A 26984-nucleotide genomic window follows, 5' to 3' on the forward strand; every position below is an offset into this window, starting at 1 on the left:
CTGAAATTGCGTCGCTTTCGTTTTCGCATATTATGAAAGAAAACGAAACGCGAGGGGCGGATGTATCTGACCGGACGACAGGCGGAGATTTTGGAACTGGCGAAAACGGAAGGCCGCGTACTGGTCGAGGATCTCGCCCAGCGCTTTTCCGTTACGCCGCAGACGATCCGCAAGGATCTGAACGATCTCTGCGACGCCAGGGTTTTGAACCGCATTCACGGCGGCGCCATTTTTCCGAGCGGCAAGGAAAACGTCAGATACGAATCCCGCCGCCAGATCGCCGCGGCGGAAAAGCAGGCGATCGGCCGTGCCGCGGCCGCGCTCATCCCGGACAATTCTTCGCTCTTCATCAATATCGGCACCACGACGGAAGCAGTGGGAGAAGCGCTCCTCGACCACCGGGAACTGATGATCATCACCAACAACATCAACGTTGCCAACAGGTTGCGGGTCTTCCCCTCGATCGAGGTGGTGATCGCCGGAGGGGTCGTCCGCGGCTCCGACGGCGGCATCGTCGGAGAGGCCGCCGTCGACTTCATCAAGCAGTTCAAGGTGGATTTCGCGGTGATCGGCGCCTCGGCGATCGACTCCGACGGAGCCCTGCTCGATTTCGACTATCGCGAAGTGAAAGTGGCGCAGGCGATCATCGCCAATGCGCGCCATGTCATCCTCGTTTCGGATTCGACGAAATTCGAACGCACCGCGCCGGTGCGTATCGGCCATATCTCGCAGGTGCAGACGTTCATCACCGACCGGTGCATCATTGAAAACGTTCGGAAAATCTGTGCTGACCAGGATGTGAGGCTGGTCGAGACCGAGGTCTGATCCGGTCTCCGATTCCCTGGCGCGGAGCCCGGAAACATTCGTTTGACATTCGAAATATTTTCGCTTTAACTGCTTTCACTTTCGCGATTGCACAAATTGTGCGCCGCGGAGTGTGGAGGGGAAAACAAGAGTGTCAGAGCAGACGATCTTCGACGTCTTCGTCATAGGCGGCGGCATCAACGGATGCGGTATCGCGCGTGATGCGGCTGGCCGCGGATATTCCGTCGCGCTTGCGGAGATGAGCGATTTCGCCTCCGGAACATCCTCCGGCTCGACCAAGCTCATCCATGGCGGCTTGCGGTATCTCGAACATTATGAATTCCGCCTCGTGCGCGAAGCCCTGATGGAGCGCGAAGTCCTCTGGGCGATGGCGCCGCACGTGATCTGGCCGATGCGCTTCGTACTGCCCTTCCACAAGGGTGGTCCGCGGCCGGCATGGCTGATCCGCCTCGGCCTCTTTCTTTACGATCACATAGGCGGCCGTAAGCTTCTGCCGGCGACGAAGACGCTCGACATGACGCGCGATCCCGCGGGCGCACCGCTGAAGCGCCTCTTCACCAAAGCATTCGAATATTCGGACGGCTGGGTCGACGATGCTCGCCTCGTGGTGCTGAACGCGCGCGACGCCGCCGACCGCGGCGCGAGGATCATGGCACGCACCCGCGTCGTCTCGGCGCGCCGCGAGGGCGGCCGTTGGGCGATCGAAATCGAGAGCACGGAGACGGGCGCGCGCGAGACGATGCGCGCCCGCATGCTCGTCAATGCCGCGGGCCCCTGGGTGGACCGGGTTCTCTCCGAAGCGGTCGGCAACAACGACGTCCGCAATGTCCGCCTGGTCCAGGGCAGCCATATCGTCGTGAAGAAGAAGTTCGACGATCCGCGCGCCTATTTCTTCCAGAACCCGGACGGGCGGATCATGTTCGCCATTCCTTACCAGGACGAGTTCACGCTGATCGGAACCACCGATCGCGATTTCACCGGCAATCCGGCTGACGTGCGCATCAGCGATGCGGAGATCGATTATCTCTGCAGGGCGGCGAGCGAATATTTCAGCGACCCGGTCGGCAGAGAGGATATCGTGTGGACCTATTCCGCCGTGCGCCCTCTTTTCGATGACGGTGCGAGCAAGGCGCAGGAGGCGACCCGCGACTATGTGCTGCGCATCGAGAACGGCGATGCACCGCTGCTCAACGTCTTCGGCGGCAAGCTCACCACCTACAGGCGGCTTGCGGAATCGGCGCTCGAGAAGATCGGCGAGACCATCGGGGAAAAGGGCAGGAAATGGACGGCCGGATCGCATCTGCCGGGCGGCGATTTTCCGGCCGCCGGCTATGACGACGAGGTCGCGAAGCTCAGGATGCGCTATCCTTTCCTGGCCGCTTCCCACGCACGCCGGCTGGTACGGCTCTACGGCACGCGGGCGGCGCAGCTTCTCGGCAATGCCGGGAGCGAGGCCGACCTCGGAAAGCACTTCGGGGCGGATCTCTATGCGGCGGAAGTGGATTGGCTCATCGGGCAGGAATGGGCATTGCGCGCGGAGGACGTGCTTTGGCGCCGCACGAAGCTGGGACTGAAGTTTTCGCGGGCGCAAACCGCGGAACTGGAGGAATATATGCGGGGCGCGGTCAACGCGGCCGCCTGAGGTACCACGGCTGAACTGCCGTTGGGGTGGAGAATTCAATGCTTGAAATGAAGAAGATATCCAAGGTCGTGGGCGGAGAGACGCACATCCACCCGACCGACCTTGTGCTGGAGAGGGGGACGCTCAACGTGCTGCTCGGCCCGACGCTCTCCGGCAAGACGTCGCTGATGCGGCTGATGGCAGGCCTCGACAAGCCCGCCTCCGGTTCCATTTTTTTCGACGGTGCCGACGTTACCGGCGTTCCGGTTCAGAAGCGCTCGGTTGCCATGGTCTATCAGCAGTTCATCAACTATCCGGCGATGACGGTGTACGAGAACATCGCCTCGCCGATGCGGATCAAGCGCGCCGACGGCGCCACCGTCGACCGCGAAGTGCGCAAGGCGGCGGAACTCCTGAAGCTCACACCCTATCTCGACCGCACGCCGCTCAACCTGTCCGGCGGTCAGCAGCAGCGCACCGCGCTCGCCCGCGCCATCGTCAAGAATGCCGATCTGGTGCTGCTCGACGAGCCGCTTGCCAATCTCGACTACAAGCTGCGGGAGGAACTGCGCGAGGAACTGCCGAAGATCTTCGCCGCATCCGGCGCGATCTTCGTCTACGCGACGACAGAGCCGTCGGAAGCGCTTTTGCTCGGCGGCAATACCGCCACCCTGAGCGAGGGAAGGATCACCCAGTTCGGCCGCACCATCGACGTCTATCGCCGCCCGGTCGACATCGTCACGGCCCGCACATTCGCCGATCCGCCGCTGAACACCATCGGCCTGCTGAAGACGGGGTCGCAGTTCGTGCTTGAAGGTAAGCCGGTGCTCGCCGTTCCGGCCCATCTTCGCTCCCTCGCCGACGGTCCTTGCACGGTGGCCTTCCAGCCGCATCACCTTTCTTTCGGCCAGCCGGACGGCAGCGACGAGCCGCTGACCGTCAAAACGGCGATCTCGGAGATCACCGGATCCGAAAGTTTCATTCACGTCGCCTTCGCGGGCGCCCGCTGGGTCATGCTCGCACCCGGCATTCACGAGATCGAACCGGACGCAATGCTAAAGGTCTTCGTCGATACCCGCCACCTCATGGCTTTCGGGCCGGACGGCAGGGCTGTCGGCGGGATGGCCTGAGAAAAGGCGTCGGGGAGGAAACCATGGCACGCATCAATCTCGAACATATCCGCCACGCCTACGGCGCCAGGCCGAAGTCGGAGTCCGATTACGCCCTGAGAGAGGTCCATCACGAATGGAACGACGGCGGCGCCTATGCGCTGCTCGGCCCTTCCGGCTGCGGCAAGACCACGCTGCTCAACATCATTTCGGGGCTGATCAACCCTTCCGAGGGTCGCATCCTTTTCGATGGAACCGACGTCACGCATCTGACGACGCAGCAGCGCAACATCGCCCAGGTGTTCCAGTTCCCGGTCATCTACGACACGATGACCGTCTACGACAATCTCGCCTTTCCGCTGCGCAACCGGCATGTGCCCGAAACCGAGGTCTACCGCCGCGTCAAGGAAATCCTAGAGATGACCGGGCTCGGCAGCTGGGCCAAGAAGACCGCGCGCGGGCTGACCGCCGACCAGAAGCAGAAGATTTCGCTCGGCCGCGGCCTCGTGCGCTCGGACGTCAGCGCCATCCTCTTCGACGAGCCGCTGACCGTCATCGATCCGGAAATGAAATGGGTCCTGCGCTCGCAGATCAAGCGGCTGCACAAGCAGTTCGGCTTCACCATGGTCTATGTGACGCACGACCAGACCGAGGCGCTCACCTTCGCCGACAAGGTCGTCGTCATGTATGACGGCCAGATCGTCCAGATCGGCACGCCGGCCGAGCTTTTCGAGCGGCCGCGCCACACCTTCGTCGGTTATTTCATCGGCTCTCCCGGCATGAACGTGCTGCCGGCCGAGATCGCCGGCAACACGGCAGCCGTCGGCGACCAGAGGATCGCGCTCAATTTCCAGCCGCAGATCAAGCCCGGCGCCAGGACCGAACTCGGCATCCGTCCGGAATTCATTTCCCTCGGCCGCGAAGGCATGCCGGTCGCCGTCACGAAGGTCGAGGATATCGGCCGCCACAAGGTCGTGCGCGCGCGCTTCGCCGACCGGCCGATCTCGATCATCGTCGACGAGGACGGCGAGATCCCCGCCGAGCCGCGCGTCACCTTCGATCCGAAGGCAATCAACATCTACGCCGATTCCTGGCGCGTCGGCGGGGAGGCCTGACATGGAAAAGACCTGGAACAACAAGGCCTGGTTCATGGTCCTGCCGGTGCTGGTGCTAGTCGCCTTCTCGGCGGTGATCCCGCTGATGACCGTCGTCAACTATTCGGTCCAGGACACATTCGGCAATAACGAGTTCTTCTGGGCCGGCACCGACTGGTTCCTGGACGTGCTCGAATCCGACCGCTTCTGGGATGCGCTCACCCGCAACCTGATCTTCTCAGCGATCATTCTGGCGATCGAGATCCCGCTCGGCATCGTCATCGCGCTCAACATGCCGAAGAGAGGCATCGGCGTGCCGATCTGCCTCGTTCTGATGGCGCTGCCGCTGCTCATTCCGTGGAACGTCGTCGGCACCATCTGGCAGGTCTTCGGCCGCGTCGACATCGGCCTGCTCGGGCGCACGCTCGCCTCGCTCGGCATCAACTATAATTACGTGCAGAATCCGCTCGACGCCTGGGTCACGCTGATCGTCATGGACGTCTGGCACTGGACGAGCCTCGTCGTGCTGCTCTGCTATGCCGGCCTCGTCTCGATCCCGGACGCCTACTATCAGGCCGCCAAGATCGACGGCGCCTCGCGCTGGTCGGTCTTCCGCTACATCCAGCTTCCGAAGATGAAGCGCGTGCTCCTGATCGCCTTCCTGCTGCGCTTCATGGACAGCTTCATGATCTATACGGAACCCTTCGTCGTGACCGGCGGCGGCCCGGGCAATTCGACGACCTTCCTGTCGATCGATCTCGTCAAGACGGCGATCGGCCAGTTCGACCTCGGCCCGGCCGCAGCCCTCTCGATCATCTACTTCCTCATCATCCTGCTCCTGTCGTGGATCTTCTACACGGTGATGACCACGAGCGACGCGCAAGGCTGAGAAAGGAGGGAGGAGACATCATGATGACCAACAAGCAACCACTTTCGCAGCGCCTCTCCTGGCTGGTGCCGACGATCTACATCGTCTTCCTGCTCCTGCCGATCTACTGGCTCGTCAATATGAGCTTCAAGGAGACGAGCGAGATCCTCAGCACCTTCTCGCTGTGGCCGCAGAATCCGACGCTTCGGAACTATGCGGTGATCTTTACCGATCCCTCCTGGTACAACGGCTACATCAACTCGATCACCTATGTCGTCCTGAACACGCTGATCTCGGTGACGGTGGCGCTGCCGGCAGCCTACGCCTTTTCACGCTACCGCTTTCTCGGCGACAAGCACCTGTTCTTCTGGCTGCTCACCAACCGGATGGCGCCGCCGGCGGTTTTCGCGCTGCCCTTCTTCCAGCTCTATTCCGCCTTCGGTCTCATCGACACGCACATCGCGGTGGCGATCGCGCATTGCCTGTTCAACGTGCCGCTCGCCGTCTGGATCCTGGAAGGCTTCATGTCCGGCGTGCCGAAGGAGATCGACGAGACCGCCTATATCGACGGCTACTCCTTCCCGCGGTTCTTCGTGAAGATCTTCGTACCGCTGATCGCGTCCGGCATCGGCGTGGCAGCCTTCTTCTGCTTCATGTTCTCGTGGGTCGAGCTGCTGATCGCCCGCACCCTGACGACGACCGACGCCAAGCCGATCGCCGCGACGATGACGCGCACGGTCTCCGCCTCCGGTCTCGACTGGGGCGTGCTCGCCGCCGCCGGCGTGCTGACGATCATCCCCGGCGCGCTCGTCATCTATTTCGTTCGCAATTACATCGCCAAGGGCTTCGCCCTGGGGAGGGTCTGATGGCAACCATCGCCACTCGCAAGAACCGCTGGCCCGTCGCGCTTGCCGCCGTGCTCGTCGTCTATCTCACCGCAGCCGGCCTGCTTTTTTCCGTTCTGCCGGCCAAGGACGGCAAGACCGACTGGTTCGCCCCGCTGATCCCCGGCGGCTGGATGGCCTGGTCTTTCCCGACCGCCATGTTCTTTCTGACGATCTTCGCGCTCCTGTCGCTGATGGCCGTCTGGGAATATGCCCGGCCGGGCGGAAACCCGCGCGTCGGCATCCTGCGCTTCGAGACGACCCGCGGCGACCGGCTCTTCGTCTCGCTGCTCGGAAGCGCCTTCATTCACCTCGCCTGGCTGGGGCTGGTCGGCGCAAATCTCTGGTGGGCGGTCGCCCTGTCGGTGATCTATGCGGTCGGCGTCTTCCGCTACGTCTGAGGAACCAAACGAAGGGCGCTCACCGCGGGCGTCCTTTGAAACTGCAAGTGAAAGCAATCGCAAAACCCAAGGGAGGATTTCATGCGAAGGCACCTTTTGACAACGACGGCGGCTATGCTGCTGGCATTTACCGGCTCGGCATTTGCCGGGATGGACGAGGCAAAGCAGTTCCTGGACAAGGAAGTCGGCGACATGTCCTCGCTCGACCGCGCTGCCCAGGAAGCGGAAATGCAATGGTTCGTCGATGCGGCAAAGCCCTTTGCCGGCATGGAGATCAAGGTCGTTTCCGAAACGATCACCACGCATGAATATGAATCGAAGGTGCTGGCCCCGGCTTTCACCGCGATCACCGGCATCAAGATCACCCACGACCTGATCGGCGAAGGCGACGTCGTCGAAAAACTGCAGACGCAGATGCAGTCGGGCGAGAACGTCTATGACGCCTATATCAACGACTCTGACCTGATCGGCACGCACTGGCGCTACCAGCAGGCGCGCAGCCTGACCGACTTCATGGCGAACGAGGGCAAGGACGTCACCAACCCCAACCTCGACATCGACGACTTCATCGGCAAATCCTTCACCACCGCTCCGGACGGCAAGCTCTACCAGCTTCCCGACCAGCAGTTCGCGAACCTCTACTGGTTCCGCTACGACTGGTTCAACGACGAGAAGAACAAGGCGGACTTCAAGGCGAAGTACGGCTACGAACTCGGCGTTCCGGTCAACTGGTCGGCCTATGAGGACATCGCCGAGTTCTTCACCGGCCGCGAGATCGACGGCAAGAAGGTCTATGGCCACATGGACTACGGCAAGAAGGACCCGTCGCTCGGCTGGCGCTTCACCGATGCCTGGCTGTCGATGGCCGGCAACGGCGACAAGGGCATCCCGAACGGCAAGCCGGTCGACGAGTGGGGCATCAAGGTCGACGAGAACTCGCGGCCCGTCGGATCCTGCGTCGCGCGCGGCGGCGACACCAACGGCCCGGCCTCGGTCTACGCCATCCAGAAATATCTCGACTGGATGAAGGCCTATGCGCCGGCTGCTGCCCAGGGCATGACCTTCTCGGAATCCGGCCCGGTACCGTCGCAGGGCGAGGTCGCCCAGCAGATGTTCACCTATACGGCCTTCACCGCCGACTTCGTGAAGGAAGGCCTGCCGGTCGTGAACGAGGACGGCACACCGAAGTGGCGTTTTGCCCCGAGCCCGCACGGCGTCTACTGGAAGGACGGCATGAAGCTCGGCTACCAGGACGCCGGGTCCTGGACTCTTCTGAAGTCGACGCCGGACGACAGGGCCAAGGCTGCGTGGCTCTACGCGCAGTTCGTAACCTCCAAGACGGTGGACGTGAAGAAGAGCCATGTCGGCCTCACCTTCATCCGCCAGTCGACGCTCGACCATCAGAGCTTCACCGAACGCGCGCCGAAGCTCGGCGGCCTGATCGAGTTCTACCGTTCGCCGGCCCGCCTGCAGTGGTCGCCGACCGGAACGAACGTGCCCGACTATCCGAAGCTGGCACAGCTCTGGTGGCAGGCGATCGGCGACGCTTCCTCCGGCGCGAAGACCGCCCAGGAAGCGATGGACTCGCTCTGCGCCGAGCAGGAGAAGGTGCTGCAGCGCCTGGAACGTGCGGGAGTCCAGGGCGACATCGGTCCGAAGCTCGCCGAAGAGCACGACCTCGAATATTGGAACGCGGAAGCCGTGAAGGCCGGCAACCTCGCACCGCAGCTCAAGGTCGAGAACGAGAAGGAAAAGCCGACCACCGTCAATTACGACGAGCTGGTTAAGAGCTGGCAGACGAACTGATCGATAGACGCCGCCGATCCGTCGGCGGCGTTCTTCAGGGGAGATGCGGCACCGGGGCTGGAAACGGCCCCGGTTTTTTCGTTTCGAATCGGGTGCCACCCCGCGCTCGCCGTTGCGATCACCGCAGCATTACCGCCCGCCAGGCGAAAACTGTTTCCCCAATTTCGGTAAGGCAGCGCCCCATCGCCGCTGCCATTATTTGCCACCTTCTTCGTAGGAAGTGGATGACATGCAAAGGTATTGGAGGAGATTACCTTGGCAAACAGTGCAGAGGAAACCGTATCACCAACGCGCCCGGAGGATGAGAAGCTCGGCATCGGCGCCAATCTGGCCTATGGCCTGCAGCACGTACTGACGATGTATGGAGGCATCGTCGCCGTGCCCCTGATCCTGGGCCAGGCCGCAGGCCTCGGCTCCGGCGACATCGGCCTGCTCATCACGGCATCCCTGTTTGCCGGCGGCCTCGCCACCATATTGCAAACCATCGGCCTGCCCTTCTTCGGAAGCCAGTTGCCGCTGGTCCAGGGCGTTTCCTTTTCCGGCGTGGCGACGATGATCGCCATTTCCGGCAATGGGGGGCTTCAGTCGGTGCTCGGCGCCGTCATTGCCGCCTCGCTGATCGGCCTGCTGATAACGCCCATATTCTCGCGGATCACCCGCTTTTTTCCGCCGCTCGTCACCGGCATCGTGATCACCACCATAGGACTGACGCTGATGCCCGTTGCCGCGCGCTGGGCTATGGGCGGCAACAGCAGTGCGCCCGATTTCGGCAGTCCCGCCAATATCCAGCTTGCAGCGGTTACGCTCGTCATCGTGCTGCTGCTCAGCAAGCTCGGAAGCGCCGCGATCTCGCGGCTCTCGATCCTGCTCGCCCTGATCATCGGTACGGTGATAGCCTATTTCGCCGGCATGGCTGATTTCTCGCAGGTGACCGAAGGGCCTTTCTTCGCGCTTCCGCTGGTCTTCCACTTCGGCTATCCGACCTTCGAAGTCGCGGCGATCGCTTCGATGTTCATTGTCATCATGGTGACGCTGGTCGAGACTTCGGCGGACATTCTGGCGGTCGGCGAAATCATCGAGACGAAAGTGGATTCGCGCCGGCTCGGCGACGGCCTCAGGGCTGACATGCTGTCGAGCCTGCTCGCACCGATCTTCGGCTCCTTCACCCAGAGCGCCTTTGCCCAGAATGTCGGACTGGTGGCGGTCACCGGCGTCAAAAGCCGCTATGTCGTTGCAACCGGCGGCCTGTTTCTCGTCACGCTCGGTCTTCTGCCTGTCATGGGCCGCATCGTCGCGGCGGTTCCGAGTTCCGTGCTCGGCGGCGCCGGCATCGTGCTCTTCGGCACGGTCGCGGCGAGCGGCATCCGCACCCTGTCGAAGGTGGACTACGCCAACAACATGAACCTGGTCATCGTCGCGACCTCGATCGGCTTCGGCATGATCCCGATCGCCTCGCCGACCTTCTACGAGCATTTCCCGGCCTGGGTCGAGACGATCTTCCATTCCGGTATCAGCTCCGCCGCGCTGATGGCGATCAGCCTCAACATGATCTTCAACCATATGACCGCCGGGAACTCGGACCAGCAATCGGTGTTCGTCGCCGGCACGGAGCGGACGCTGCGCTATCAGGACATCGCGCGGCTGCACGACGGCGACTATTTCCTCAACGGCAAGCTCTACGACGCCAACGGCACGGAAGTGCCCGTGCTTGCCGCGGAAGCGCATTGACACACGGCAATCCGTTCCGCTGAACCGGCGAAAACGCGATCCGGGCACATGCTCGTCCGGATCGCCCCCGATGCGCCCGATTACCCTCGAAAACCCGAAAGTGTTTTCACTTCCTGCACCCTTGCGGCATGCTCCCGCCGCACGAAAAGTTCCCCTCCCCGTTGGAGGACGGGAACGGACGGTCGCGGCGATGGAGGAGGAACCATGAACGACGCATCCAGCATACATCCCGTGGACGAGCGCCTGCCGATCGGCAGGCTTGCGACGCTTGGGATACAGCATGTTCTTGTCATGTATGGCGGCGCCGTCGCGGTGCCCCTGATCGTCGGCCGGGCGCTGCAGCTGAGCCCGGAAGACGTCGCCTTCCTGATCTCGGCGGACCTGTTCGTCTGCGGCATCGTCACCATCATCCAGTCGCTCGGGCTGACCAGGGGCATAGGCATCCGCCTTCCCGTGATGATGGGCGTCACCTTTGCCGCCGTCGGCCCGATGGTCTCCATGGCCGCCATGACGCCCGGGATCGACGGGGCACGGACGATCTTCGGCGCGATCATCGGCGCCGGCCTCGTCGCGCTTCTCATCGCGCCTATCATGGGACGCCTGTTGAAGTTCTTCCCGCCCGTCGTCACCGGCACCATCATTCTCGTCATCGGGGTGACCCTGATGCGCGTCGGCGTCAACTGGATATTCGGCAATCCCTTCGGTCCGACGGCGCCGAAACTCGTCGATCCGGCCCACGCACAGTGGCTGGCCGGGTTGAAACAGCTCGCCGCAACCGGCGGGCCGGCCGTGCCGGATGGGCTGGTCCTCGGCGCCACGGTTCCGAACCCGATCTATGCCGAACCGGCCCATGTGGCGCTTGCCGCCTTCGTGCTGGTCTCCATTCTCGTGGTGGCCCGTTTCGGCAAGGGGCTCATCAGCAACATCGCGGTTCTGATCGGCATCGTGATCGGATGCGTCGCGGCAGCCCTGCTCGGCATGATGCATTTCGATCGGGTTGCGAGCGCCGGCTGGTTCGCCGTCGTGACGCCCTTGCGCTTCGGCATGCCGATCTTCGATCCGGTGCTGATCGCCACCATGTCGCTCGTCATGATCGTCGTGATGATCGAATCGACCGGCATGTTCCTGGCACTCGGCGAGATGACGAACCGCGAGGTCAAGCAGCAGCAATTGACCGCCGGACTTCGGGTGGACGGTCTCGGCACCATCATCGGCGGTCTCTTCAACACATTCCCCTATACGAGCTTCTCGCAGAATGTCGGCCTCGTCGGCGTCACCGGCGTCAAGAGCCGCTACGTCTGCGTGATGGGCGGAGTCATCATGATCCTGCTCGGCGTTATCCCGAAGACGGGCGCGCTGGTCGAGGCGGTTCCGACCTTCGTTCTCGGCGGTGCGGGGCTCGTGATGTTCGGCATGGTGGCGGCAACCGGCGTCAGGATTCTCTCGACGGTCGACTTCAAGTCCTCGCGCAACAACCTGTTCGTGGTCGCCGTCTCCGTCGGCTTCGGCCTCATTCCGATGATCGCACCCAACTTCCTGATGTGGATGCCGCACGCGATCCATCCCATCATCGAGTCCGGCATAGTGCTGGCCGCGGTCTCGGCCGTCGTGCTCAATGCCTTCTTCAACGGCCTCAGCATCGAGCGTTCCGCATGCGTTGAGGCCGCGCGGCTGGCAGACGGCCATTGAACCGCAATACCCCGCGGGCAAAAGCCCGCGGGGTATTGCGCCACACTTCGATCGGCACCGAAGCATCGCCGCGGCTCCGGACGCTAGGAATGGTCCGATGAACAACGATTCACAAGGACCACATTCATGGACAGGCCACGTCTCGCTCTCGAACTGCTTCTGCTTGTCGCCCTCGCAACGCTCTGGGGCGCCTCCTACACCTTCATCAAGATCGGCGTCGAGACCATCCCCCCGGTTACGCTGATCGCCGCGCGAACGCTGATTGCCGGCACGGTTCTTCTGGCGCTGATCGCGTGGCGCGGCCTGACATTGCCGCGCGACGGGGCGATGTGGCGGCGGTTCCTGTTCCAGGCCTGCTTGAACAGCGTCGTTCCCTTCACCCTGATCGCCTGGTCGGAGCGCACGATCGATGCCGGCGTCGCGGCCATCCTCAACTCCACGACGCCGATCTTCGCCTTTCTCCTGACGGCGCTGATCACCCGGCACGAGCCAGTTACCGCCCGCAAGTTCCTGGGCGTCCTTGCAGGCATCGCCGGAATCGGGCTGATCATCGGTCTCGAGGCCTTCCGCGGCATCGGAGATCAGCTCATCCCGCAGCTTGCGGTTGTTCTTGCGACGGTCTGCTATGCCGGCGCGGCGATATTCGGGAAGGGCTTCAGGGGGCTCGATCCGATGATGCCCGCTTGCGGATCGCTTCTCGCGGGTGCGGCCCTGCTCATCCCGGCGAGCCTCGTCGTCGATCGACCCTGGACGCTCGATCCCTCGCCGGAATCGCTGATTGCGCTCCTCTGCCTGTCCGTCTTCTCGACCGCGCTCGCCTTCGTCATCTATTTCCGCCTGATCCACACGCTCGGTTCCGTCGGCGCGACGGCACAGGCCTATGTGCGCGTTCCGATCGGCGTTGCGATCGGAGTGGTATTTCTCGGGGAAATGCTTTCGACCACTGCATGGCTCGGCCTCGGCTGCGTCATCGCCGGCGTCGCCGCCATGACCATGCCTACGCGGCCCAGGGTTGCCACTGTCGGGGGGTAATTTCGCTCAGTCCTTGCGCTTCCGGCAATAGAGCTCCAGCCGGTGGCGCACCAGGTCATAGCCGAGTTCGGCAGCTATCTCCGCCTGCAGCTGCTCGATCTTGTCGGAGCGGAACTCGATCACCGCCCCCGTTTCGATATCGATCAGGTGATCGTGGTGGGGCGCATCCGCCGTCTCGAAGCGGGCAGTCGCGTTCTCGAAGGCATGCCGCTGCACCACCCCTTGCTGCTCCAGTGCGGAAAGGGTCCGATAGACGGTCGAGAGCGACACGGTCGCGTCGATTTCCTTCGCGCGCCGGTGAAGTTCGCTGGCATCCGGGTGGTCTTCGGCCTCGGCCAGGATCTTCAAAATCGCGGCGCGTTGGCGCGTCACGCGGACGCCGCCTTCCCGCAGGATTCCTTCCAGTTCCTCGATCCGATTCTTGCTCTGGCTCATCCCGCGACACTAGCCAAGGGGACACCTTTTGGAAATAGCTAGTTGCAAATGCTTCTCATTTGCATTGACTTATGCAGACCATTCGCCTACCCATATTATGGTTCGCAAAGAGGAGAGCCGGATGATCCATCCAACGAGGCGCATGATCGTGGCGGCAGCAGCGGCGATGGCCGCTCTATCGCTCATGCCGGCGGCGGCCCGGGCGGCGGAAAAGCTCAAGGCCGTCACCACCTTCACGGTCATCGCCGATATGGCGCAGAACGTCGCGGGCGACGCCGCGGTGGTCGAATCGATCACCAAGCCGGGCGCCGAGATCCACAATTACCAGCCGACGCCCCGCGATATCCTCAAGGCGCATGATGCCGACCTCATTCTGTGGAACGGGCTGAACCTCGAGCTCTGGTTCGAAAGGTTCTTCCAGAACTTCGACGGCGTTCCCGGTGTCGTCGTCTCCGAAGGCATCGAGCCGATGGGCATCGCCGAGGGGCCCTATACCGGCAAACCCAACCCGCATGCCTGGATGTCGCCGTCGGCCGCGCTGATCTATGTCGACAATATCCGCGACGCCTTCGTGCAACACGATCCCCCGAATGCCGAGGTCTACAAGGCAAATGCCGAGGCCTACAAGAAGAAGATCGAGGCGGCGGTCGCACCCATCCGCACCGAGCTCGAAAGGATACCGGCGGAAAGGCGATGGCTCGTTTCGAGCGAGGGCGCATTCAGCTATCTCGCCCGCGATTTCGGCATGAAGGAGCTTTATCTTTGGCCGATCAATGCCGACCAGCAAGGCACGCCGCAGCAGGTGCGCAAGGTGATCGACGTGGTTCGGGCCAATCGGATACCCGTAGTCTTTTCCGAAAGCACCATTTCGCCCGACCCCGCCGAGCAGGTCGCGCGGGAGACGGGTGCAAAATACGGGGGCGTGCTCTATGTCGACTCCTTGAGCGAGGCCGACGGCCCCGTTCCGACCTATATCGATCTGCTGCGCGTTACATCGGAAACGATCGCGAAAGGCTTGTCGCAATGAACCTTCAGGAAAAGGCCCGCGCCTATCCGGGAGCAGCTCCGCAAGAGGAGGATGGCGGCATTCGCGTCAGCGGCGCTACGGTGACCTACCGCAACGGCCACCGGGCGCTGCGCGACGCCTCCTTCGAAATCCCGACGGGCACCATCGCGGCCCTCGTCGGCGTCAACGGCAGCGGCAAGTCGACGCTGTTCAAAGCTATCATGGGCTTCGTCCGGCTGGCCAAGGGCGACATCTCGATCCTGGGCCTCACCGTGCCGCAGGCACTGAGACAGAACCTCGTCGCCTATGTCCCGCAGGCCGAAGAGGTCGACTGGAATTTTCCCGTCCTCGTCGAAGACGTGGTGATGATGGGCCGTTACGGCCATATGAACATGCTGCGCATCCCGAAAAAGGCCGATCACGAGGCGGTCGAGACGGCGCTGGCGCGGGTCGGCATGAGCGAGTTCCGCAAGCGCCAGATCGGCGAGCTTTCCGGCGGTCAGAAGAAGCGGGTCTTCCTGGCCCGGGCGCTTGCCCAGAACGGCCGCGTCATCCTGCTCGACGAGCCTTTCACCGGGGTCGACGTGAAAACGGAGGACGCGATCATCCGCCTGCTCGTCGTGCTTCGCGAAGAAGGCCGTGTGATGCTCGTCTCCACCCATAATCTCGGAAGCGTACCGGAATTCTGCGACCGCACCATCCTTCTGAAAAATACGGTGCTCGCCTACGGTCCCACGGAAACCACCTTCACCCGCGAAAACCTGGAGCTCGCCTTCGGGGGCGTCCTGCGTCACTTCGTGCTCGGCGGAGAGAACCTCCATGACGATGCCGATCCACGCCAGCTCTCGGTCATCAGCGACGACGAGCGTCCGCTCGTCATGTATGGCGCCCGCGACCGCATGGTTGCGCAGCCGGCCAAGCCGGAATCGGAATCCGAGGCGGACTCCGAATGATCGCCACGCTCATCGAGCCGTTCGCCTATAGCTACATGGTGAATGCCATGTGGGTAAGCGCGCTGGTGGGCGCGGTCTGCGCATTTCTTTCGGCCTATCTCATGCTGAAGGGCTGGTCGCTGATCGGCGATGCCCTCTCCCACTCGATCGTGCCGGGTGTCGCCGGGGCCTATATGCTCGGGCTTCCCTTCTCGCTCGGCGCCTTCTTTTCCGGTGCCCTTGCCGCCGGTGCCATGCTGTTCCTCAACCAGCGCACGCGGCTGAAGGAGGACACGATCATCGGTCTGATCTTCACCTCCTTCTTCGGCCTCGGCCTGTTCATGGTTTCTCTGTCGCCGACCTCGGTGAACATTCAGACGATCGTGCTCGGCAATATCCTCGCCATCACGCCGGCCGACACATTGCAGCTCGCCATCATCGGCGTCGTCTCGCTCATGATCCTGTCCGCGAAGTGGAAGGACCTGATGGTGACCTTCTTCGACGAAAGCCACGCCCGCTCCATCGGCATCAACACCACCTTCCTGAAGGTGCTCTTCTTCACGCTGCTCTCGGCCTCGACGGTGGCGGCGCTGCAGACGGTCGGCGCCTTCCTGGTGGTCGCCATGGTCGTCACCCCCGGCGCGACCGCCTATCTCCTGACCGACCGTTTTCCGCGGCTGATCGTGATCAGCATCGCGATCGGGGCCCTGACGAGCTTCGTCGGCGCCTATGCGAGCTACTTCCTCGACGGCGCAACCGGCGGCATCATCATCGTTCTGCAGACCGCGATCTTCCTGTTCGCCTTCGTATTTGCCCCGAAACACGGGCTGCTCGCCGCCCGCCGCCGCGCATCCGAGGCTCTGGAGGCCGCATGATGCCTTCGCTCGACATGCTCCTTGCCGTCTTCGAGTTCGAGTTCATGCGCAATGCGCTGCTGATCTCGATCCTGGTTGCGATTCCGACGGCGATGCTCTCGTGCTTCCTGGTCCTCAAGGGCTGGTCGCTGATGGGCGACGCGATCTCGCATGCGGTCTTCCCCGGCGTCGTCGTTTCCTACATCGTCGGCCTGCCGCTCGCCGTCGGCGCCTTTACGGCCGGCATGTGCTGCGCGCTTCTAACCGGCTACCTGAAGGAAAACAGCCGCATCAAGCAGGACACGGTGATGGGCGTCGTCTTTTCCGGCATGTTCGGCCTTGGCCTTGTGCTCTACACCAAGATCCAGAGCGACGTGCATCTCGATCACATCCTCTTCGGCGACATGCTCGGCATCGGCTGGGGCGACATTCTGGAGACGGGCCTCATCGCGCTTTTCGCCGCCGGCATTCTCGGCCTGAAATGGCGCGACCTGCTGCTCCACGCCTTCGATCCGGCTCAGGCGCGCGCCATCGGTCTGAGGGTCGGCTGGCTGCATTACGGACTGCTCGCGATCCTGTCGCTGACGATCGTCGGTGCCCTCAAGGCGGTCGGGCTGATTCTGGCCATCGCCATGCTCATTGCCCCCGGCGCGATCGCCTATCTCGTCACGCGGACATTCGGCGCCATGCTGGCGGTCGCGGTGATGGTCGCCGTCGCCGCCTCCTTCTGCGGCGTCTATCTCTCCTTCTTCATCGACAGCGCACCGGCACCCACCATCGTCCTTCTGATGACGGCGATGTTCCTGCTCGCCTTCGCCTATTCCACCTGGAAGATTGCCCGTGCCGAGGCGCAGCGGACAAGCGTGGAATAGACGTAAGACCCCTCCCCAACCCCTTCCCACAAGGGGGAGGGGCTCCCTTGCGGCACCCACAGTTTAAGCCCCTCCCCCTTGTGGGGAGGGGTTGGGGAGGGGCCCATCAAACGCCTCGTCAGCCCCTTGGACGCCGGCGCCATGATCCCTTATGGTGCGCCACGACTGAAGGTTTGGAGCGGTCCGGTGTAATGCCGTGATCTCCGTGGCGGAGCAACGACGCAAGATGGAGAGGAAACAGCAAGGCCGTTCCGGCATCGCTTTCTTCTTCGTCGCCGTGGGGCTCATCTTCACGGCGATCGCCGCGACCGTGCTCCTGGCCAACGAGCAGCGCCACCTGAAGCAGCTGCTTGCCGGTCTGGGTTTCGCGATGACGCCGCCGCAAACGGAGCGGCCGCCGGAGGCTGCCCGCGGTCCACGTAAAAAGCCCGAACCGCCAAAGGCACTCCTGCCCGCCCACATCTTCGCGGATCTTGCAACGCCGGAACAGCAATTCATCCGTCAGATCCGCAGCGACCCGAGGGCACTTTGCGAGGGACTGAGGGAGGCCGGCTTCCGCGACCTCGAATGGAAATCCGCCGAGAGCGGCCGCTGGGAATGCTCATCGCTCGTTCCCTTTGCCCGCCCCGGCCAGGAACCGAGCTCTTCCATCTTCATCCTGGTCAAGGGCCGTGGCGAGGAGGAGATCACCTCCTTCCGCGTTAAACTCAATATCGAGCACAGCGGGGACACGCCGGTCGTCACCAGCGCTGCTGCGAAGGCGGCATCCGTCTTCTTGAGCGAGGTCCGCTGGGCGGGCAGCGCAAGCATCACTCTCAAGATCCAGGCCCTGCAGGAATTCGATCTCAAGCGCTTCGGCAGTCGTATCCAGTTCAAACGGGAGATGGGGGACACGCCCCGCTACAACTTCCTTGCCAATCAGGCCGCACGCGCGCGGCCGAAGAGCATCGCCGAGCTCTATTTCGACCGCGAAAAATGGCTGATCCCGGGCGACGGAGCGAGCGTTTCCTTTATCCGGGGCCCGAGCGCCTGGGCGCGGCCCGATGCTCGGGCAGAACCGCAGGCGGCAGCGCGGCAGCCTGCCGGCCGGGGCGCAATCCCGGACCATTGATGCGAACCTGACTATCAGCGGTCGATGCGCGTTGAAAGGATGATCGACGACAGGGTCTTTTCGACACCCTCGATTTCGCCGATGCGGTCGATCAACAGGTCCAGCTCGCTGATCGAAGCCGCAGCGACGACCGCGATCAGGTCGAAGCTGCCGCTGACCGAGTGCAGCATGCGGATTTCGCGGATGGCGGCGAGCTCGGGCGTGACCCGGCTCAGCGCCCGCGGTGCGATCGTGATCAGAACATGCGCGCGCACGAGGCCCTTCTCATAGTTTTCCGAGAGGCGCACGCCATAGCCCGCTATCACCCCCTCGCGCTCCAGCCGCTCGATGCGCGCCTGCACGGTGGTGCGCGACAGGCCCAGCCGGCGGGCGATCGTCGCCGTCGGCATGCGGGCGTTCTCGCTCAGTATGGCGAGGAGTTCGCGGTCCTTGTCCGTCACATGCATATCGTCGACCTTTATCGGCATAATGCCGAATATAGACCGACGATTTAGCCATATCGACGCTTCAAATCAATATACGGCCGCGGGACAATGGTGGTGAAAGAGGCTCATACCCCGGGGATACAAAATGAAAGACATCGTCGTCATCGGCGCCGGCAAGATCGGCTCCACCATCGCGCGCATGCTGGCCCATAGCGGCGACTACCGCGTCTGCGTCGCCGATCGCAGCGCCGAGCAGTTGCAGCAGGTCGAGAAGCACGACGCCGTCTCGACCGCGGTCGTCGACATCGCCGACAGAAAGGCGCTTGTAACCCTGCTCTCCGGCAAATTCGCCGTGCTCAGCGCCGCGCCGTTCCATCTGACGGTGGCGATCGCCGAAGCCGCAGCCGAGGCGGAAATCCACTATCTCGACCTGACGGAAGACGTCGAATCGACCCGGCAGGTCAAGGCGATCGCCGCTGAGGCCAGGACCGCCTTCATTCCGCAATGCGGCCTTGCACCTGGCTTCATATCCATCGTCGCCAACGATCTCAGCCGGCATTTCGATACGCTCGAAAGCGTACGCATGCGCGTCGGCGCCCTGCCGCAATACCCGTCGAATGCTTTGAACTACAATCTCACCTGGAGCACCGACGGCGTCATCAACGAATATATCGAGCCCTGCGAGGCGATCGTCGAAGGTTCGCTGATCGAAGTTCCCGCCATGGAAGAGCGCGAGGAGTTTTCGCTCGACGGCGTCACCTACGAGGCCTTCAACACCTCCGGCGGCCTCGGCACGCTTTGCGAGACGCTGAAAGGCAAGGTTCGGACGCTCAATTACAAGACGATCCGTTATCCCGGCCATGCCGCGATCTTCAAGGCGCTCCTGAACGACCTCGGCCTGCGTCATCGCCGCGAGGTGCTGAAGGACATCCTCGAAAACGCCCTGCCGACGACCACCCAGGACGTGGTCGTGATCTTCGTCACCGTTTCGGGCTTCCGCGAAGGCCGCCTGGTGCAGGAGACCTACGCCAACAAGGTCTATAGCGGCGTCGTTGCAGGACGCATGCAGAGCGGCATCCAGATCACCACCGCCGGCAGCATCTGCGCCGTTCTCGACATGCTCGCGGAAGGCAAGATCCCTACCAAGGGCTTCGTCCGCCAGGAAGACATCGCGCTCGACACCTTCCTCGCCAACCGCTTCGGCCACTACTACGCCCAGAAGCACGAGACGGAACGCGCGGCGAGCTAAGCCCGAGTTCAGTTGTTTATCGAAATGCCCGGACCTCGTCCGGGCATTTTTCATTCCTGCTTGAAGCGCCCTCATCCGCCTGCCGGCACCTTCTCCCCGCAAGCGGGGCGAAGGAGACTCGCGGCGCCGTCCTGTCCTCTTTCCCTCGAAGCGAGCAGCGGCCAGCGGGATGGGGCTGGGAGTTCGCGGCTTGCCCCTTCTCCCCGCCAGCGGGGAGAAGGTCGCGGCAGCGGGATGAGGGGCGGCCACGGACGGAGAGAGGGATATTCAGCGCAAATAGACCGATATCCGGAGACGAAAAACCCCGCTCGAGGCGGGGTTCGTTAGGCATTATCCCTTATCGGGATGTCCCTCATCCGCCTGCCGGCACCTTCTCGTCCCAAGCGGGGGCGAAGGAGACTCGCGGCGCCGTCCTGTCCTCTTTCCCTCGAAGCGAGCAGCGGCCAGCGGGATGGGGCTGGGAGTTCGCGGCTTGCCCCTTCTCCCCGCCTGCGCAGGGCTGTCCGGGGAAAGTTCCGGGTGAATCGAAATGTCGCAGGCGCATGCCCCGTCAGACGGCGTTTTTCCGTCTATTTTCTGGTTGTCGAGACTCAGAAAAGGAGACGGAGCATGCGGTTCACCCCTAGCATTTTCGCCCAGCTGCTGAAAGCGATTGATCGCCGCAGCTTTCAGGCGATTGTGGATCGTCATGCCGGGGATGCCTACGACAAGTGCTTTACCAGCTGGGATCATCTGGTGGCACTGATCTATGCCCAGTTGAGCGCCACGACCAGCCTGCGCGGGTTGGAGGCGAGCTTCAACGCCAACAGTCAGCATCATTACCATCTCGGCAGTGGCCGGCTGATGCGCTCGACGCTGTCGGACGCCAACCGCCGCCGCCCGGTCGCCGTCTTCGCCGAGACCTTCGCGCTTCTGGCCGGTCAGCTCGACCGGCAGACGCGCCGGGAGGGCACCAAGATGCTGCGGCTGATCGATTCGACCCCGATCCCGCTGGGTAAGCTGTACGATTGGGCCAAGTCGAACGGCCGCATCCGCGGCATGAAGCTGCATGTCGTCTATGATCCCAAGGCCGATTGTCCAGGCATCCTCGACATCACCGACGCCAACGTCAACGACGCCCAGATCGGCCGCACGATCACCATCGAAAAGGGCGCAACCTATGTCTTCGACAAGGGCTACTGCCATTACGGCTGGTGGACGGCGATCGCCGAAGCCGGCGCCAGTTTCGTCACCCGGCCGAAGACCAACATGGGACTGGCTCTGGTCGCTGAACGCCCCGTTGAGCAACCTCAAGGCGATGGCTTCCTGGTCCTCGAAGACAGCCAGGTCAGCCTCGCCAGCAAGGGCGATTCCAAGCTGCCGATCGGCTTGCGCCGGGTAATCGTCAAGCGCCAGGACGGCGATACGATCACGCTTCTGACCAACGACCTCGAGCGCTCCGCCGTCGAGATCGGCCAGCTCTATAAGGATCGCTGGCAGATCGAGCTTCTGTTCCGCTGGATCAAACAGCACCTCAAGATCCGCAAGTTCCTCGGCAACAACGACAACGCCATCCGCCTGCAGATCTTCGCGGCGATGATCGCCTATGCACTGTTGCGCATCGCCGCCCGCCTCGCCCGCGTCCCTCTACCGATCCTGCGCTTCACCGACCTCGTCACCCAGTGCCTGTTCCAGCGCAAAAGCATCGCCGAAATCCACAAGCCGCCGCAGGTCAATCCAAGCCGACCAAAACCCCGGACCATCCCAAACCAAATGGTCTTCCGCTATGCATGAATTTTCCCCGGACAGCCCTGCCGCCTGCGGGGAGAAGGTCGCGGCAGCGGGATGAGGGGCGGCAACGGACGGAGAGAGGGATATTCAGCGCAAATAGACCGATATCCGGAGACGAAAAACCCCGCTCAAGGCGGGGTTCGTTAGGCATTATCCCTTATCGGGATGTCCCTTTCAGGCCGGGATCACGATCTCCCCGAGCTTCGTAAGTTCGGCGATGAATTGTTCCAGACGGGTCTTCTTCTCATCGCCGGCGCCTTCGAGTTCCGCGCGTGCCGCTTCGATGCGGTTCTCGAGAACCGTGGGATCCAGCTCGTCGACATGGACGGCGGATTCGGCCAAAAGCGTGCAGCCGGAAGGCAGGATGTCGGCAAAGCCGCCGAAGACGGCGTAACGTTCTGTCTTGCCGGCAGCCGTCTTCACCGCGACGACGCCCGGCTTGATGGTCGTCATGGTCGGCGCGTGATTGGCCATCACGGTCATCTCGCCCTCGGTCGCCGGAATGACGACTTCGGTCACCTTCTCCGAGACAAGTAGACGCTCGGGGGAAACAAGCTCAAAATTGAAACTTTCGGCCATGACCATTCACTTCTGGTGAGCGCGCCGCTGGACGGCGGGCTGTGCACGTTCTCCGCCATCATTTGCCGCGGCGGGATGAAAGCCGTGGCGCGAAAACTCCGCGCCACGGTTCCTGATGCAGATCAGGCGGCTTCGGCAGCCAGCTTCTTGGCCTTCTCGACGGCTTCCTCGATGGAACCGACCATGTAGAAGGCGGCTTCCGGCAGGTGGTCGTACTCGCCGTTGACGAGGCCCTTGAAGCCCTTGATCGTGTCTTCGAGCGCAACCAGCTTGCCCGGCGAGCCGGTGAAGACTTCGGCGACGAAGAACGGCTGCGACAGGAAACGCTCGATCTTGCGGGCGCGGGCGACGGCGATCTTGTCCTCTTCCGAAAGCTCGTCCATGCCCAGGATCGCGATGATGTCCTGGAGGGCCTTGTAACGCTGCAGGGTCGACTGCACCTTGCGCGACACTTCGTAATGCTCTTCGCCGACGATCATCGGGTCCAGCATGCGCGAGGTCGAGTCGAGCGGATCCACGGCCGGGTAGATGCCCTTTTCGGCGATCGAGCGCGACAGAACCGTCGTCGCATCGAGGTGCGCGAACGAGGTCGCCGGTGCCGGGTCGGTCAAATCGTCGGCCGGAACATAAATCGCCTGAACCGAGGTGATCGAGCCCTTGGTCGTGGTGGTGATGCGCTCCTGCATCTGGCCCATGTCGGTTGCCAGCGTCGGCTGATAGCCCACGGCCGAAGGAATACGGCCGAGCAGAGCCGACACTTCCGAGCCTGCCTGGGTGAAGCGGAAGATGTTGTCGACGAAGAAGAGAACGTCCTGGCCTTCGTCACGGAACTGTTCGGCGACCGTCAGGCCGGTCAGCGCGACGCGTGCGCGGGCGCCCGGCGGCTCGTTCATCTGGCCGTAGACGAGCGCGGCCTTGGAACCTTCGCCGCCGCCATGCTTGTTCACGCCGGACTCGATCATTTCGTGATAGAGGTCGTTGCCTTCGCGGGTCCGCTCACCGACGCCTGCGAAGACGGAGTAACCGCCGTGCGCCTTGGCGACGTTGTTGATCAGTTCCATGATCAGAACGGTCTTGCCGACGCCCGCGCCGCCGAAGAGGCCGATCTTGCCGCCCTTCGCATAGGGAGCGAGCAGGTCGACGACCTTGATGCCGGTGACGAGAATCTGCGCTTCCGTCGACTGGTCCACATAGGCCGGCGCTTCCTGGTGGATGGCGCGGCGGGCGGAAGTCTTCAGCGGGCCGGCTTCGTCGACCGGCTCGCCGATGACGTTCATGATGCGGCCGAGCGTTTCCTTGCCGACCGGAACCGCGATCGGGCCGCCCGTGTCGGCGACCTTCTGGCCGCGAACGAGACCTTCGGTCGAGTCCATGGCGATCGTGCGGACGGAGTTTTCGCCGAGATGCTGCGCAACTTCGAGAACGAGGCGGTTGCCGTTGTTGTCGGTTTCCAGCGCGTTCAGGATCTGCGGGAGCTGGCCTTCTTCGAATGCGACGTCGACGACGGCGCCGATGACCTGCGTCACGCGGCCGACAGCACCCGTAGCCGCAACGACTGTCTTGGCGGAAGCTGCCTTCTTCGGAGCAGCCGGCTTCTTCGCCGCTGCGGTTTCTTTCGGGGTAGCTGCCTTAGCCATAATTCTTACCCTCTTCTCGTAACCTTAGAGCGCTTCCGCGCCAGAGATGATTTCAATGAGTTCCTTGGTGATCTGCGCCTGCCGCTGACGGTTGTAGCTGAGCGTCAGCTTGTCGATCATCTCACCCGCATTGCGCGTCGCATTGTCCATGGCACTCATCTTCGCGCCCATTTCACCCGCGACGTTCTCGAGCAGGGCCCGGAAGATCTGCACGGAGATATTGCGCGGAATGAGATCGCTCAGGATCGCTCCGGCTTCCGGCTCGTATTCGTAGATCGCCGATGCGCCCTCGCCTTCGGCAGCGGCCACTTCGCCGGCCGATGCCGGGATGAGCTGCTGGGCGGTCGGAATCTGCGAAATGACGGACTTGAACTCGGAATAGAACAGGGTGCAGACGTCGAACTCGCCCTTGTCGAAGAGCTCAATGACCTTGTGGCCGATCCGGTCCGCGTTCTCAAAACCGATCTTCTTGACTTCACGCAGGTCGACACGGTCGATGATCAGCGACGCGAAGTCGCGCCGAAGCATATCGAAGCCCTTCTTGCCGACGCAGATGATCTTGACCGTCTTGCCCTGGGCCAGAAGCTTGCGCACATGGTCGCGGGCAAAGCGGGCGATCTGCGAGTTGAAGCCGCCGCAAAGGCCGCGCTCGGCCGTGCACACGATCACCAGGTGCGTGTCGTCCCTGCCGGTTCCCGTCATCAGCCGCGGCGCGCTGTCGTCCGCGCCGACCGCCTGGGCGATATTGGCGAGAACGGCAGCCATGCGTTGCGAATAGGGCCGGGCGGCCTCGGCCGCCTCCTGCGCACGCCGAAGCTTCGCCGCGGCGACCATCTTCATCGCCTTGGTGATCTTCTGCGTCGCCTTGACGGAGGCGATCCGGTTCTTCAGATCCTTAAGTGAAGGCATCCGTTGTCCGTCCTAGTTGAGGTCCGCTCAGGCGAAGGATTTGGCGAAGCTGTCGATTGCGCCCTTCAGCTTGGCCTTGGTGTCGTCCGAGATAGCCTTTTCCGTACGGATGGTATCCAGAACGGCCTTGCCCTCCGAACGCAGGTAGGAAAGGAGACCGTGCTCGAACTTGCCGACGTCGCTGACCGGCAGCTTGTCGAGATAGCCGTTGACGCCGGCGAAGATGACCGCGACCTGCTCTTCCGTCTTCAGCGGCGAGAACTGCGGCTGCTTCAGGAGTTCGGTCAGGCGGGCACCGCGGTTGAGCAGACGCTGCGTCGCGGCATCGAGGTCCGAGCCGAACTGTGCGAAGGCCGCCATTTCGCGGTACTGGGCGAGCTCGCCCTTGATCGAACCGGCGACCTGCTTCATCGCCTTGATCTGGGCGGAGGAGCCGACGCGCGAAACCGACAGACCGACGTTAACGGCCGGGCGGATACCCTGGTAGAACAGGTCGGTTTCAAGGAAGATCTGGCCGTCGGTGATCGAGATCACGTTGGTCGGAATGAACGCGGACACGTCGTTGCCCTGCGTCTCGATGACCGGCAGAGCCGTCAGCGAGCCGGCACCACGCTCGTCGGAGAGCTTGGCGGCGCGTTCCAGGAGGCGCGAATGCAGGTAGAAGACGTCGCCCGGATAGGCTTCACGGCCCGGCGGGCGGCGCAGCAGCAGCGACATCTGACGGTAGGCGACGGCCTGCTTGGAAAGGTCGTCATAGCCGATCAGGGCGTGCTTGCCGTTGTCGCGGAAATATTCGCCCATCGCGCAGCCGGCGAAGGGAGCCAGATACTGCATCGGCGCCGGGTCGGAAGCGGTGGCAGCGACGATGATCGAGTACTGCAGCGCGCCGCGCTCTTCGAGCACCTTGACGAACTGGGCAACGGTCGAGCGCTTCTGGCCGATAGCGACATAGACGCAATAGAGCTTATCCCCTTCCGGGCCATTGTCGTGAATGGCTTTCTGGTTGAGGATCGTATCGAGAATGATCGCGGTCTTGCCGGTCTGGCGGTCGCCGATGACGAGCTCGCGCTGACCGCGGCCGACCGGGATGAGGGCGTCGATGGCCTTGAGGCCGGTCGACATCGGCTCATGGACCGACTTGCGCGGAATGATGCCGGGCGCCTTGACGTCGACGCGGGCGCGCTGCTTGGCATTGATCGGGCCCTTGCCGTCGATCGGATTGCCGAGCGCGTCCACGACGCGGCCGAGCAGCTCCGGACCTACGGGAACGTCCACGATGGCGCCGGTCCGCTTGACCGTGTCGCCTTCCTTGATGTCCCGGTCCGAGCCGAAGATAACCACACCGACATTGTCGGCTTCGAGGTTCAGCGCCATGCCGCGAATTCCGCCCGGGAATTCGACCATCTCGCCTGCCTGGACGTTGTCGAGGCCGTAGACGCGGGCGATACCGTCACCGACGGAAAGCACCTGGCCGACTTCGGAAACTTCCGCTTCCTGGCCGAAATTTTTGATCTGATCTTTAAGAATTGCGGAAATTTCCGCGGCGCGGATATCCATCAGCCGACCTCTTTCAGTGCAAGCTTAAGGGTAGAGAGTTTGGTGCGAAGGGAGGTGTCAATCTGGCGGGACCCGACCTTGACGATCAGACCTCCAAGAATAGACGGGTCGACGGTGACGTTTACCGCCACGTCTTTGCCGGTGACGCCTTTCAGCGCCGCCTTCAATTCGATTTCCTGCGCCAGCGTCAGCGCATGTGCCGACGTGACGTCGGCGGTGATTTCGCCCTTGTGGCGGGCAGCGAGCAGACGGAACGCCTTGATAATGCCCGGCAGCACGAAGAGGCGGCGATTGCGCGCGACGACCTTCAGGAAGTTGCCGACCAACCCGGAGAAGCCGAACTTCTCGACGAGGGCGGAAATCGCCTTGAACTGGTCGTCGGCGGAAAAGACCGGGCTTACGATCAGCCGCTTCAGATCGTCGCTGCCGTCGATCAGCGCCTGGATGCGCGTCAGATCGGCACCGACCGCTTCGATCGACCCGGCGTCAAGGGCAAGCTCGAAAAGCGAGGAGGCATATCTTTCTGCAACACCGGAAATGAGCTGGGATGTGTCTGCCACGGGCACAAGCTTCTCTCAAAATCATCCAGGA

25 protein-coding genes are annotated in these 26984 nt (G+C 62.9%); 18 read left to right on the top strand and 7 right to left on the bottom strand.

Annotated elements, in window-relative coordinates; genetic code table 11:
• Positions 1-60: 60 nt before the first annotated feature.
• The 11 genes from PZL22_RS16655 to PZL22_RS16705 all read left to right on the top strand — a co-directional run bounded on the left by PZL22_RS16655 (position 61) and on the right by PZL22_RS16705 (position 13057).
• Positions 61-825 (top strand): DeoR/GlpR family DNA-binding transcription regulator, encoded by a 765-nt coding sequence (locus PZL22_RS16655; RefSeq protein ID WP_003530340.1) that lies wholly within the window; start codon positions 61-63, stop codon positions 823-825.
• Positions 826-955: 130 nt separating this feature from the next.
• A complete protein-coding gene (gene glpD / locus PZL22_RS16660) occupies positions 956-2467 on the top strand; it encodes a glycerol-3-phosphate dehydrogenase (protein WP_003530338.1) in 1512 nt (503 codons plus the stop codon).
• A 38-nt stretch (positions 2468-2505) separates the two neighbouring features.
• Complete coding sequence (locus PZL22_RS16665) at positions 2506-3576, top strand: ABC transporter ATP-binding protein (RefSeq protein ID WP_003530335.1); 1071 nt, start codon at positions 2506-2508, stop codon at positions 3574-3576.
• A gap of 23 nt (positions 3577-3599) precedes the next feature.
• On the top strand, positions 3600-4670 hold the full coding sequence (locus PZL22_RS16670) for an ABC transporter ATP-binding protein (protein WP_003530333.1): 1071 nt from the start codon (positions 3600-3602) through the stop codon (positions 4668-4670).
• A gap of 1 nt (position 4671) precedes the next feature.
• Complete coding sequence (locus PZL22_RS16675) at positions 4672-5538, top strand: carbohydrate ABC transporter permease (protein WP_003530331.1); 867 nt, start codon at positions 4672-4674, stop codon at positions 5536-5538.
• Between the two features lie 20 nt (positions 5539-5558).
• Positions 5559-6383 carry a carbohydrate ABC transporter permease gene (locus tag PZL22_RS16680; protein WP_010970356.1) on the top strand — a complete coding sequence of 275 codons (825 nt, stop codon included), beginning with the start codon at positions 5559-5561 and terminating at the stop codon, positions 6381-6383.
• Positions 6383-6802, top strand: a complete 420-nt coding sequence (locus PZL22_RS16685) for a DUF2160 domain-containing protein (RefSeq protein WP_003530327.1) — start codon at positions 6383-6385, stop codon at positions 6800-6802. The genes PZL22_RS16680 and PZL22_RS16685 overlap by 1 nt, the downstream gene beginning before the upstream one ends.
• A gap of 81 nt (positions 6803-6883) precedes the next feature.
• Positions 6884-8608, top strand: coding sequence for an ABC transporter substrate-binding protein (locus PZL22_RS16690; RefSeq protein ID WP_003530325.1), 1725 nt, complete (start codon positions 6884-6886; stop codon positions 8606-8608).
• A gap of 255 nt (positions 8609-8863) precedes the next feature.
• A complete protein-coding gene (locus tag PZL22_RS16695; RefSeq protein ID WP_127614739.1) occupies positions 8864-10336 on the top strand; it encodes a nucleobase:cation symporter-2 family protein in 1473 nt (490 codons plus the stop codon).
• Positions 10337-10540: 204 nt separating this feature from the next.
• Positions 10541-12025: a nucleobase:cation symporter-2 family protein gene (locus PZL22_RS16700; RefSeq protein WP_003530321.1), complete on the top strand. Its 1485-nt coding sequence runs from the start codon at positions 10541-10543 to the stop codon at positions 12023-12025.
• A gap of 126 nt (positions 12026-12151) precedes the next feature.
• Positions 12152-13057 carry a DMT family transporter gene (locus tag PZL22_RS16705; RefSeq protein ID WP_003530319.1) on the top strand — a complete coding sequence of 302 codons (906 nt, stop codon included), beginning with the start codon at positions 12152-12154 and terminating at the stop codon, positions 13055-13057.
• A gap of 6 nt (positions 13058-13063) precedes the next feature.
• Here the strand turns inward: PZL22_RS16705 and PZL22_RS16710 are convergent, their stop codons facing one another.
• Positions 13064-13492 carry a Fur family transcriptional regulator gene (locus PZL22_RS16710; protein WP_003530317.1) on the bottom strand — a complete coding sequence of 143 codons (429 nt, stop codon included), beginning with the start codon at positions 13490-13492 and terminating at the stop codon, positions 13064-13066.
• A 121-nt stretch (positions 13493-13613) separates the two neighbouring features.
• On the opposite strand from PZL22_RS16710, the gene PZL22_RS16715 reads away from it, so the two are divergent.
• The 5 genes from PZL22_RS16715 (at position 13614) to PZL22_RS16735 (ending at position 18267) form a co-directional block, all read left to right on the top strand.
• The gene (locus tag PZL22_RS16715) at positions 13614-14519 is read left to right on the top strand and encodes a metal ABC transporter substrate-binding protein (RefSeq protein WP_003530315.1); all 906 of its coding nucleotides are present in this window, start codon (positions 13614-13616) and stop codon (positions 14517-14519) included.
• Complete coding sequence (locus PZL22_RS16720) at positions 14516-15451, top strand: manganese/iron ABC transporter ATP-binding protein (protein ID WP_003530314.1); 936 nt, start codon at positions 14516-14518, stop codon at positions 15449-15451. Before PZL22_RS16715 ends, PZL22_RS16720 begins: the two co-directional genes overlap by 4 nt.
• Positions 15448-16305, top strand: coding sequence for a metal ABC transporter permease (locus PZL22_RS16725; protein WP_003530312.1), 858 nt, complete (start codon positions 15448-15450; stop codon positions 16303-16305). The genes PZL22_RS16720 and PZL22_RS16725 overlap by 4 nt, the downstream gene beginning before the upstream one ends.
• On the top strand, positions 16302-17156 hold the full coding sequence (locus PZL22_RS16730) for a metal ABC transporter permease (RefSeq protein ID WP_080573411.1): 855 nt from the start codon (positions 16302-16304) through the stop codon (positions 17154-17156). Before PZL22_RS16725 ends, PZL22_RS16730 begins: the two co-directional genes overlap by 4 nt.
• A gap of 226 nt (positions 17157-17382) precedes the next feature.
• Positions 17383-18267, top strand: a complete 885-nt coding sequence (locus PZL22_RS16735) for a DUF6030 family protein (RefSeq protein ID WP_003530308.1) — start codon at positions 17383-17385, stop codon at positions 18265-18267.
• Positions 18268-18281: 14 nt separating this feature from the next.
• Here PZL22_RS16735 and PZL22_RS16740 read toward each other — a convergent pair whose 3' ends face one another.
• Entirely contained in the window at positions 18282-18734 is a 453-nt protein-coding gene (locus PZL22_RS16740; protein ID WP_028011080.1) for an Lrp/AsnC family transcriptional regulator, read from the bottom strand.
• A gap of 103 nt (positions 18735-18837) precedes the next feature.
• On the opposite strand from PZL22_RS16740, the gene PZL22_RS16745 reads away from it, so the two are divergent.
• Positions 18838-19941, top strand: a complete 1104-nt coding sequence (locus PZL22_RS16745) for a saccharopine dehydrogenase family protein (RefSeq protein WP_003530305.1) — start codon at positions 18838-18840, stop codon at positions 19939-19941.
• A gap of 609 nt (positions 19942-20550) precedes the next feature.
• On the top strand, positions 20551-21714 hold the full coding sequence (locus PZL22_RS16750; RefSeq protein ID WP_003537933.1) for an IS4-like element ISRm16 family transposase: 1164 nt from the start codon (positions 20551-20553) through the stop codon (positions 21712-21714).
• 171 nt (positions 21715-21885) lie between these two features.
• Here PZL22_RS16750 and PZL22_RS16755 read toward each other — a convergent pair whose 3' ends face one another.
• The 5 genes from PZL22_RS16755 to PZL22_RS16775 form a co-directional block, all read right to left on the bottom strand.
• Positions 21886-22290, bottom strand: coding sequence for a F0F1 ATP synthase subunit epsilon (locus PZL22_RS16755; protein ID WP_003530304.1), 405 nt, complete (start codon positions 22288-22290; stop codon positions 21886-21888).
• A 122-nt stretch (positions 22291-22412) separates the two neighbouring features.
• Positions 22413-23927, bottom strand: coding sequence for a F0F1 ATP synthase subunit beta (gene atpD / locus PZL22_RS16760; RefSeq protein ID WP_003530302.1), 1515 nt, complete (start codon positions 23925-23927; stop codon positions 22413-22415).
• 24 nt (positions 23928-23951) lie between these two features.
• Positions 23952-24836 (bottom strand): F0F1 ATP synthase subunit gamma, encoded by an 885-nt coding sequence (locus PZL22_RS16765; RefSeq protein ID WP_003530300.1) that lies wholly within the window; start codon positions 24834-24836, stop codon positions 23952-23954.
• A 27-nt stretch (positions 24837-24863) separates the two neighbouring features.
• Positions 24864-26393 (bottom strand): F0F1 ATP synthase subunit alpha, encoded by a 1530-nt coding sequence (gene atpA / locus PZL22_RS16770; protein WP_003530298.1) that lies wholly within the window; start codon positions 26391-26393, stop codon positions 24864-24866.
• Positions 26393-26959, bottom strand: a complete 567-nt coding sequence (locus PZL22_RS16775) for a F0F1 ATP synthase subunit delta (RefSeq protein ID WP_010970368.1) — start codon at positions 26957-26959, stop codon at positions 26393-26395. The genes atpA and PZL22_RS16775 overlap by 1 nt, the downstream gene beginning before the upstream one ends.
• Positions 26960-26984: the final 25 nt, after the last annotated feature.

Source organism: Ensifer meliloti, from assembly GCF_030064585.1.
GTDB classification, from domain to species: Bacteria; Pseudomonadota; Alphaproteobacteria; order Rhizobiales; family Rhizobiaceae; genus Sinorhizobium; species Sinorhizobium meliloti.

Bases quoted from the DNA above. Each gene is read 5' to 3' on its own strand.
- PZL22_RS16765 (WP_003530300.1), bottom strand. From the start codon at position 24,836: ATGCCTTCACTTAAGGATCTGAAGAACCGGATCGCCTCCGTCAAGGCG.
- PZL22_RS16655 (WP_003530340.1), top strand. From the start codon at position 61: ATGTATCTGACCGGACGACAGGCGGAGATTTTGGAACTGGCGAAAACG.
- PZL22_RS16740 (WP_028011080.1), bottom strand. From the start codon at position 18,734: ATGCCGATAAAGGTCGACGATATGCATGTGACGGACAAGGACCGCGAA.
- atpD (WP_003530302.1), bottom strand. From the start codon at position 23,927: ATGGCTAAGGCAGCTACCCCGAAAGAAACCGCAGCGGCGAAGAAGCCG.
- PZL22_RS16710 (WP_003530317.1), bottom strand. From the start codon at position 13,492: ATGAGCCAGAGCAAGAATCGGATCGAGGAACTGGAAGGAATCCTGCGG.
- PZL22_RS16715 (WP_003530315.1), top strand. From the start codon at position 13,614: ATGATCCATCCAACGAGGCGCATGATCGTGGCGGCAGCAGCGGCGATG.
- PZL22_RS16745 (WP_003530305.1), top strand. From the start codon at position 18,838: ATGAAAGACATCGTCGTCATCGGCGCCGGCAAGATCGGCTCCACCATC.
- PZL22_RS16680 (WP_010970356.1), top strand. From the start codon at position 5,559: ATGATGACCAACAAGCAACCACTTTCGCAGCGCCTCTCCTGGCTGGTG.
- PZL22_RS16690 (WP_003530325.1), top strand. From the start codon at position 6,884: ATGCGAAGGCACCTTTTGACAACGACGGCGGCTATGCTGCTGGCATTT.
- PZL22_RS16735 (WP_003530308.1), top strand. From the start codon at position 17,383: ATGGAGAGGAAACAGCAAGGCCGTTCCGGCATCGCTTTCTTCTTCGTC.
- PZL22_RS16670 (WP_003530333.1), top strand. From the start codon at position 3,600: ATGGCACGCATCAATCTCGAACATATCCGCCACGCCTACGGCGCCAGG.
- PZL22_RS16700 (WP_003530321.1), top strand. From the start codon at position 10,541: ATGAACGACGCATCCAGCATACATCCCGTGGACGAGCGCCTGCCGATC.
- PZL22_RS16725 (WP_003530312.1), top strand. From the start codon at position 15,448: ATGATCGCCACGCTCATCGAGCCGTTCGCCTATAGCTACATGGTGAAT.
- PZL22_RS16750 (WP_003537933.1), top strand. From the start codon at position 20,551: ATGCGGTTCACCCCTAGCATTTTCGCCCAGCTGCTGAAAGCGATTGAT.
- PZL22_RS16665 (WP_003530335.1), top strand. From the start codon at position 2,506: ATGCTTGAAATGAAGAAGATATCCAAGGTCGTGGGCGGAGAGACGCAC.
- PZL22_RS16730 (WP_080573411.1), top strand. From the start codon at position 16,302: ATGATGCCTTCGCTCGACATGCTCCTTGCCGTCTTCGAGTTCGAGTTC.
- PZL22_RS16720 (WP_003530314.1), top strand. From the start codon at position 14,516: ATGAACCTTCAGGAAAAGGCCCGCGCCTATCCGGGAGCAGCTCCGCAA.
- PZL22_RS16705 (WP_003530319.1), top strand. From the start codon at position 12,152: ATGGACAGGCCACGTCTCGCTCTCGAACTGCTTCTGCTTGTCGCCCTC.
- atpA (WP_003530298.1), bottom strand. From the start codon at position 26,393: ATGGATATCCGCGCCGCGGAAATTTCCGCAATTCTTAAAGATCAGATC.
- PZL22_RS16685 (WP_003530327.1), top strand. From the start codon at position 6,383: ATGGCAACCATCGCCACTCGCAAGAACCGCTGGCCCGTCGCGCTTGCC.
- PZL22_RS16675 (WP_003530331.1), top strand. From the start codon at position 4,672: ATGGAAAAGACCTGGAACAACAAGGCCTGGTTCATGGTCCTGCCGGTG.
- PZL22_RS16755 (WP_003530304.1), bottom strand. From the start codon at position 22,290: ATGGCCGAAAGTTTCAATTTTGAGCTTGTTTCCCCCGAGCGTCTACTT.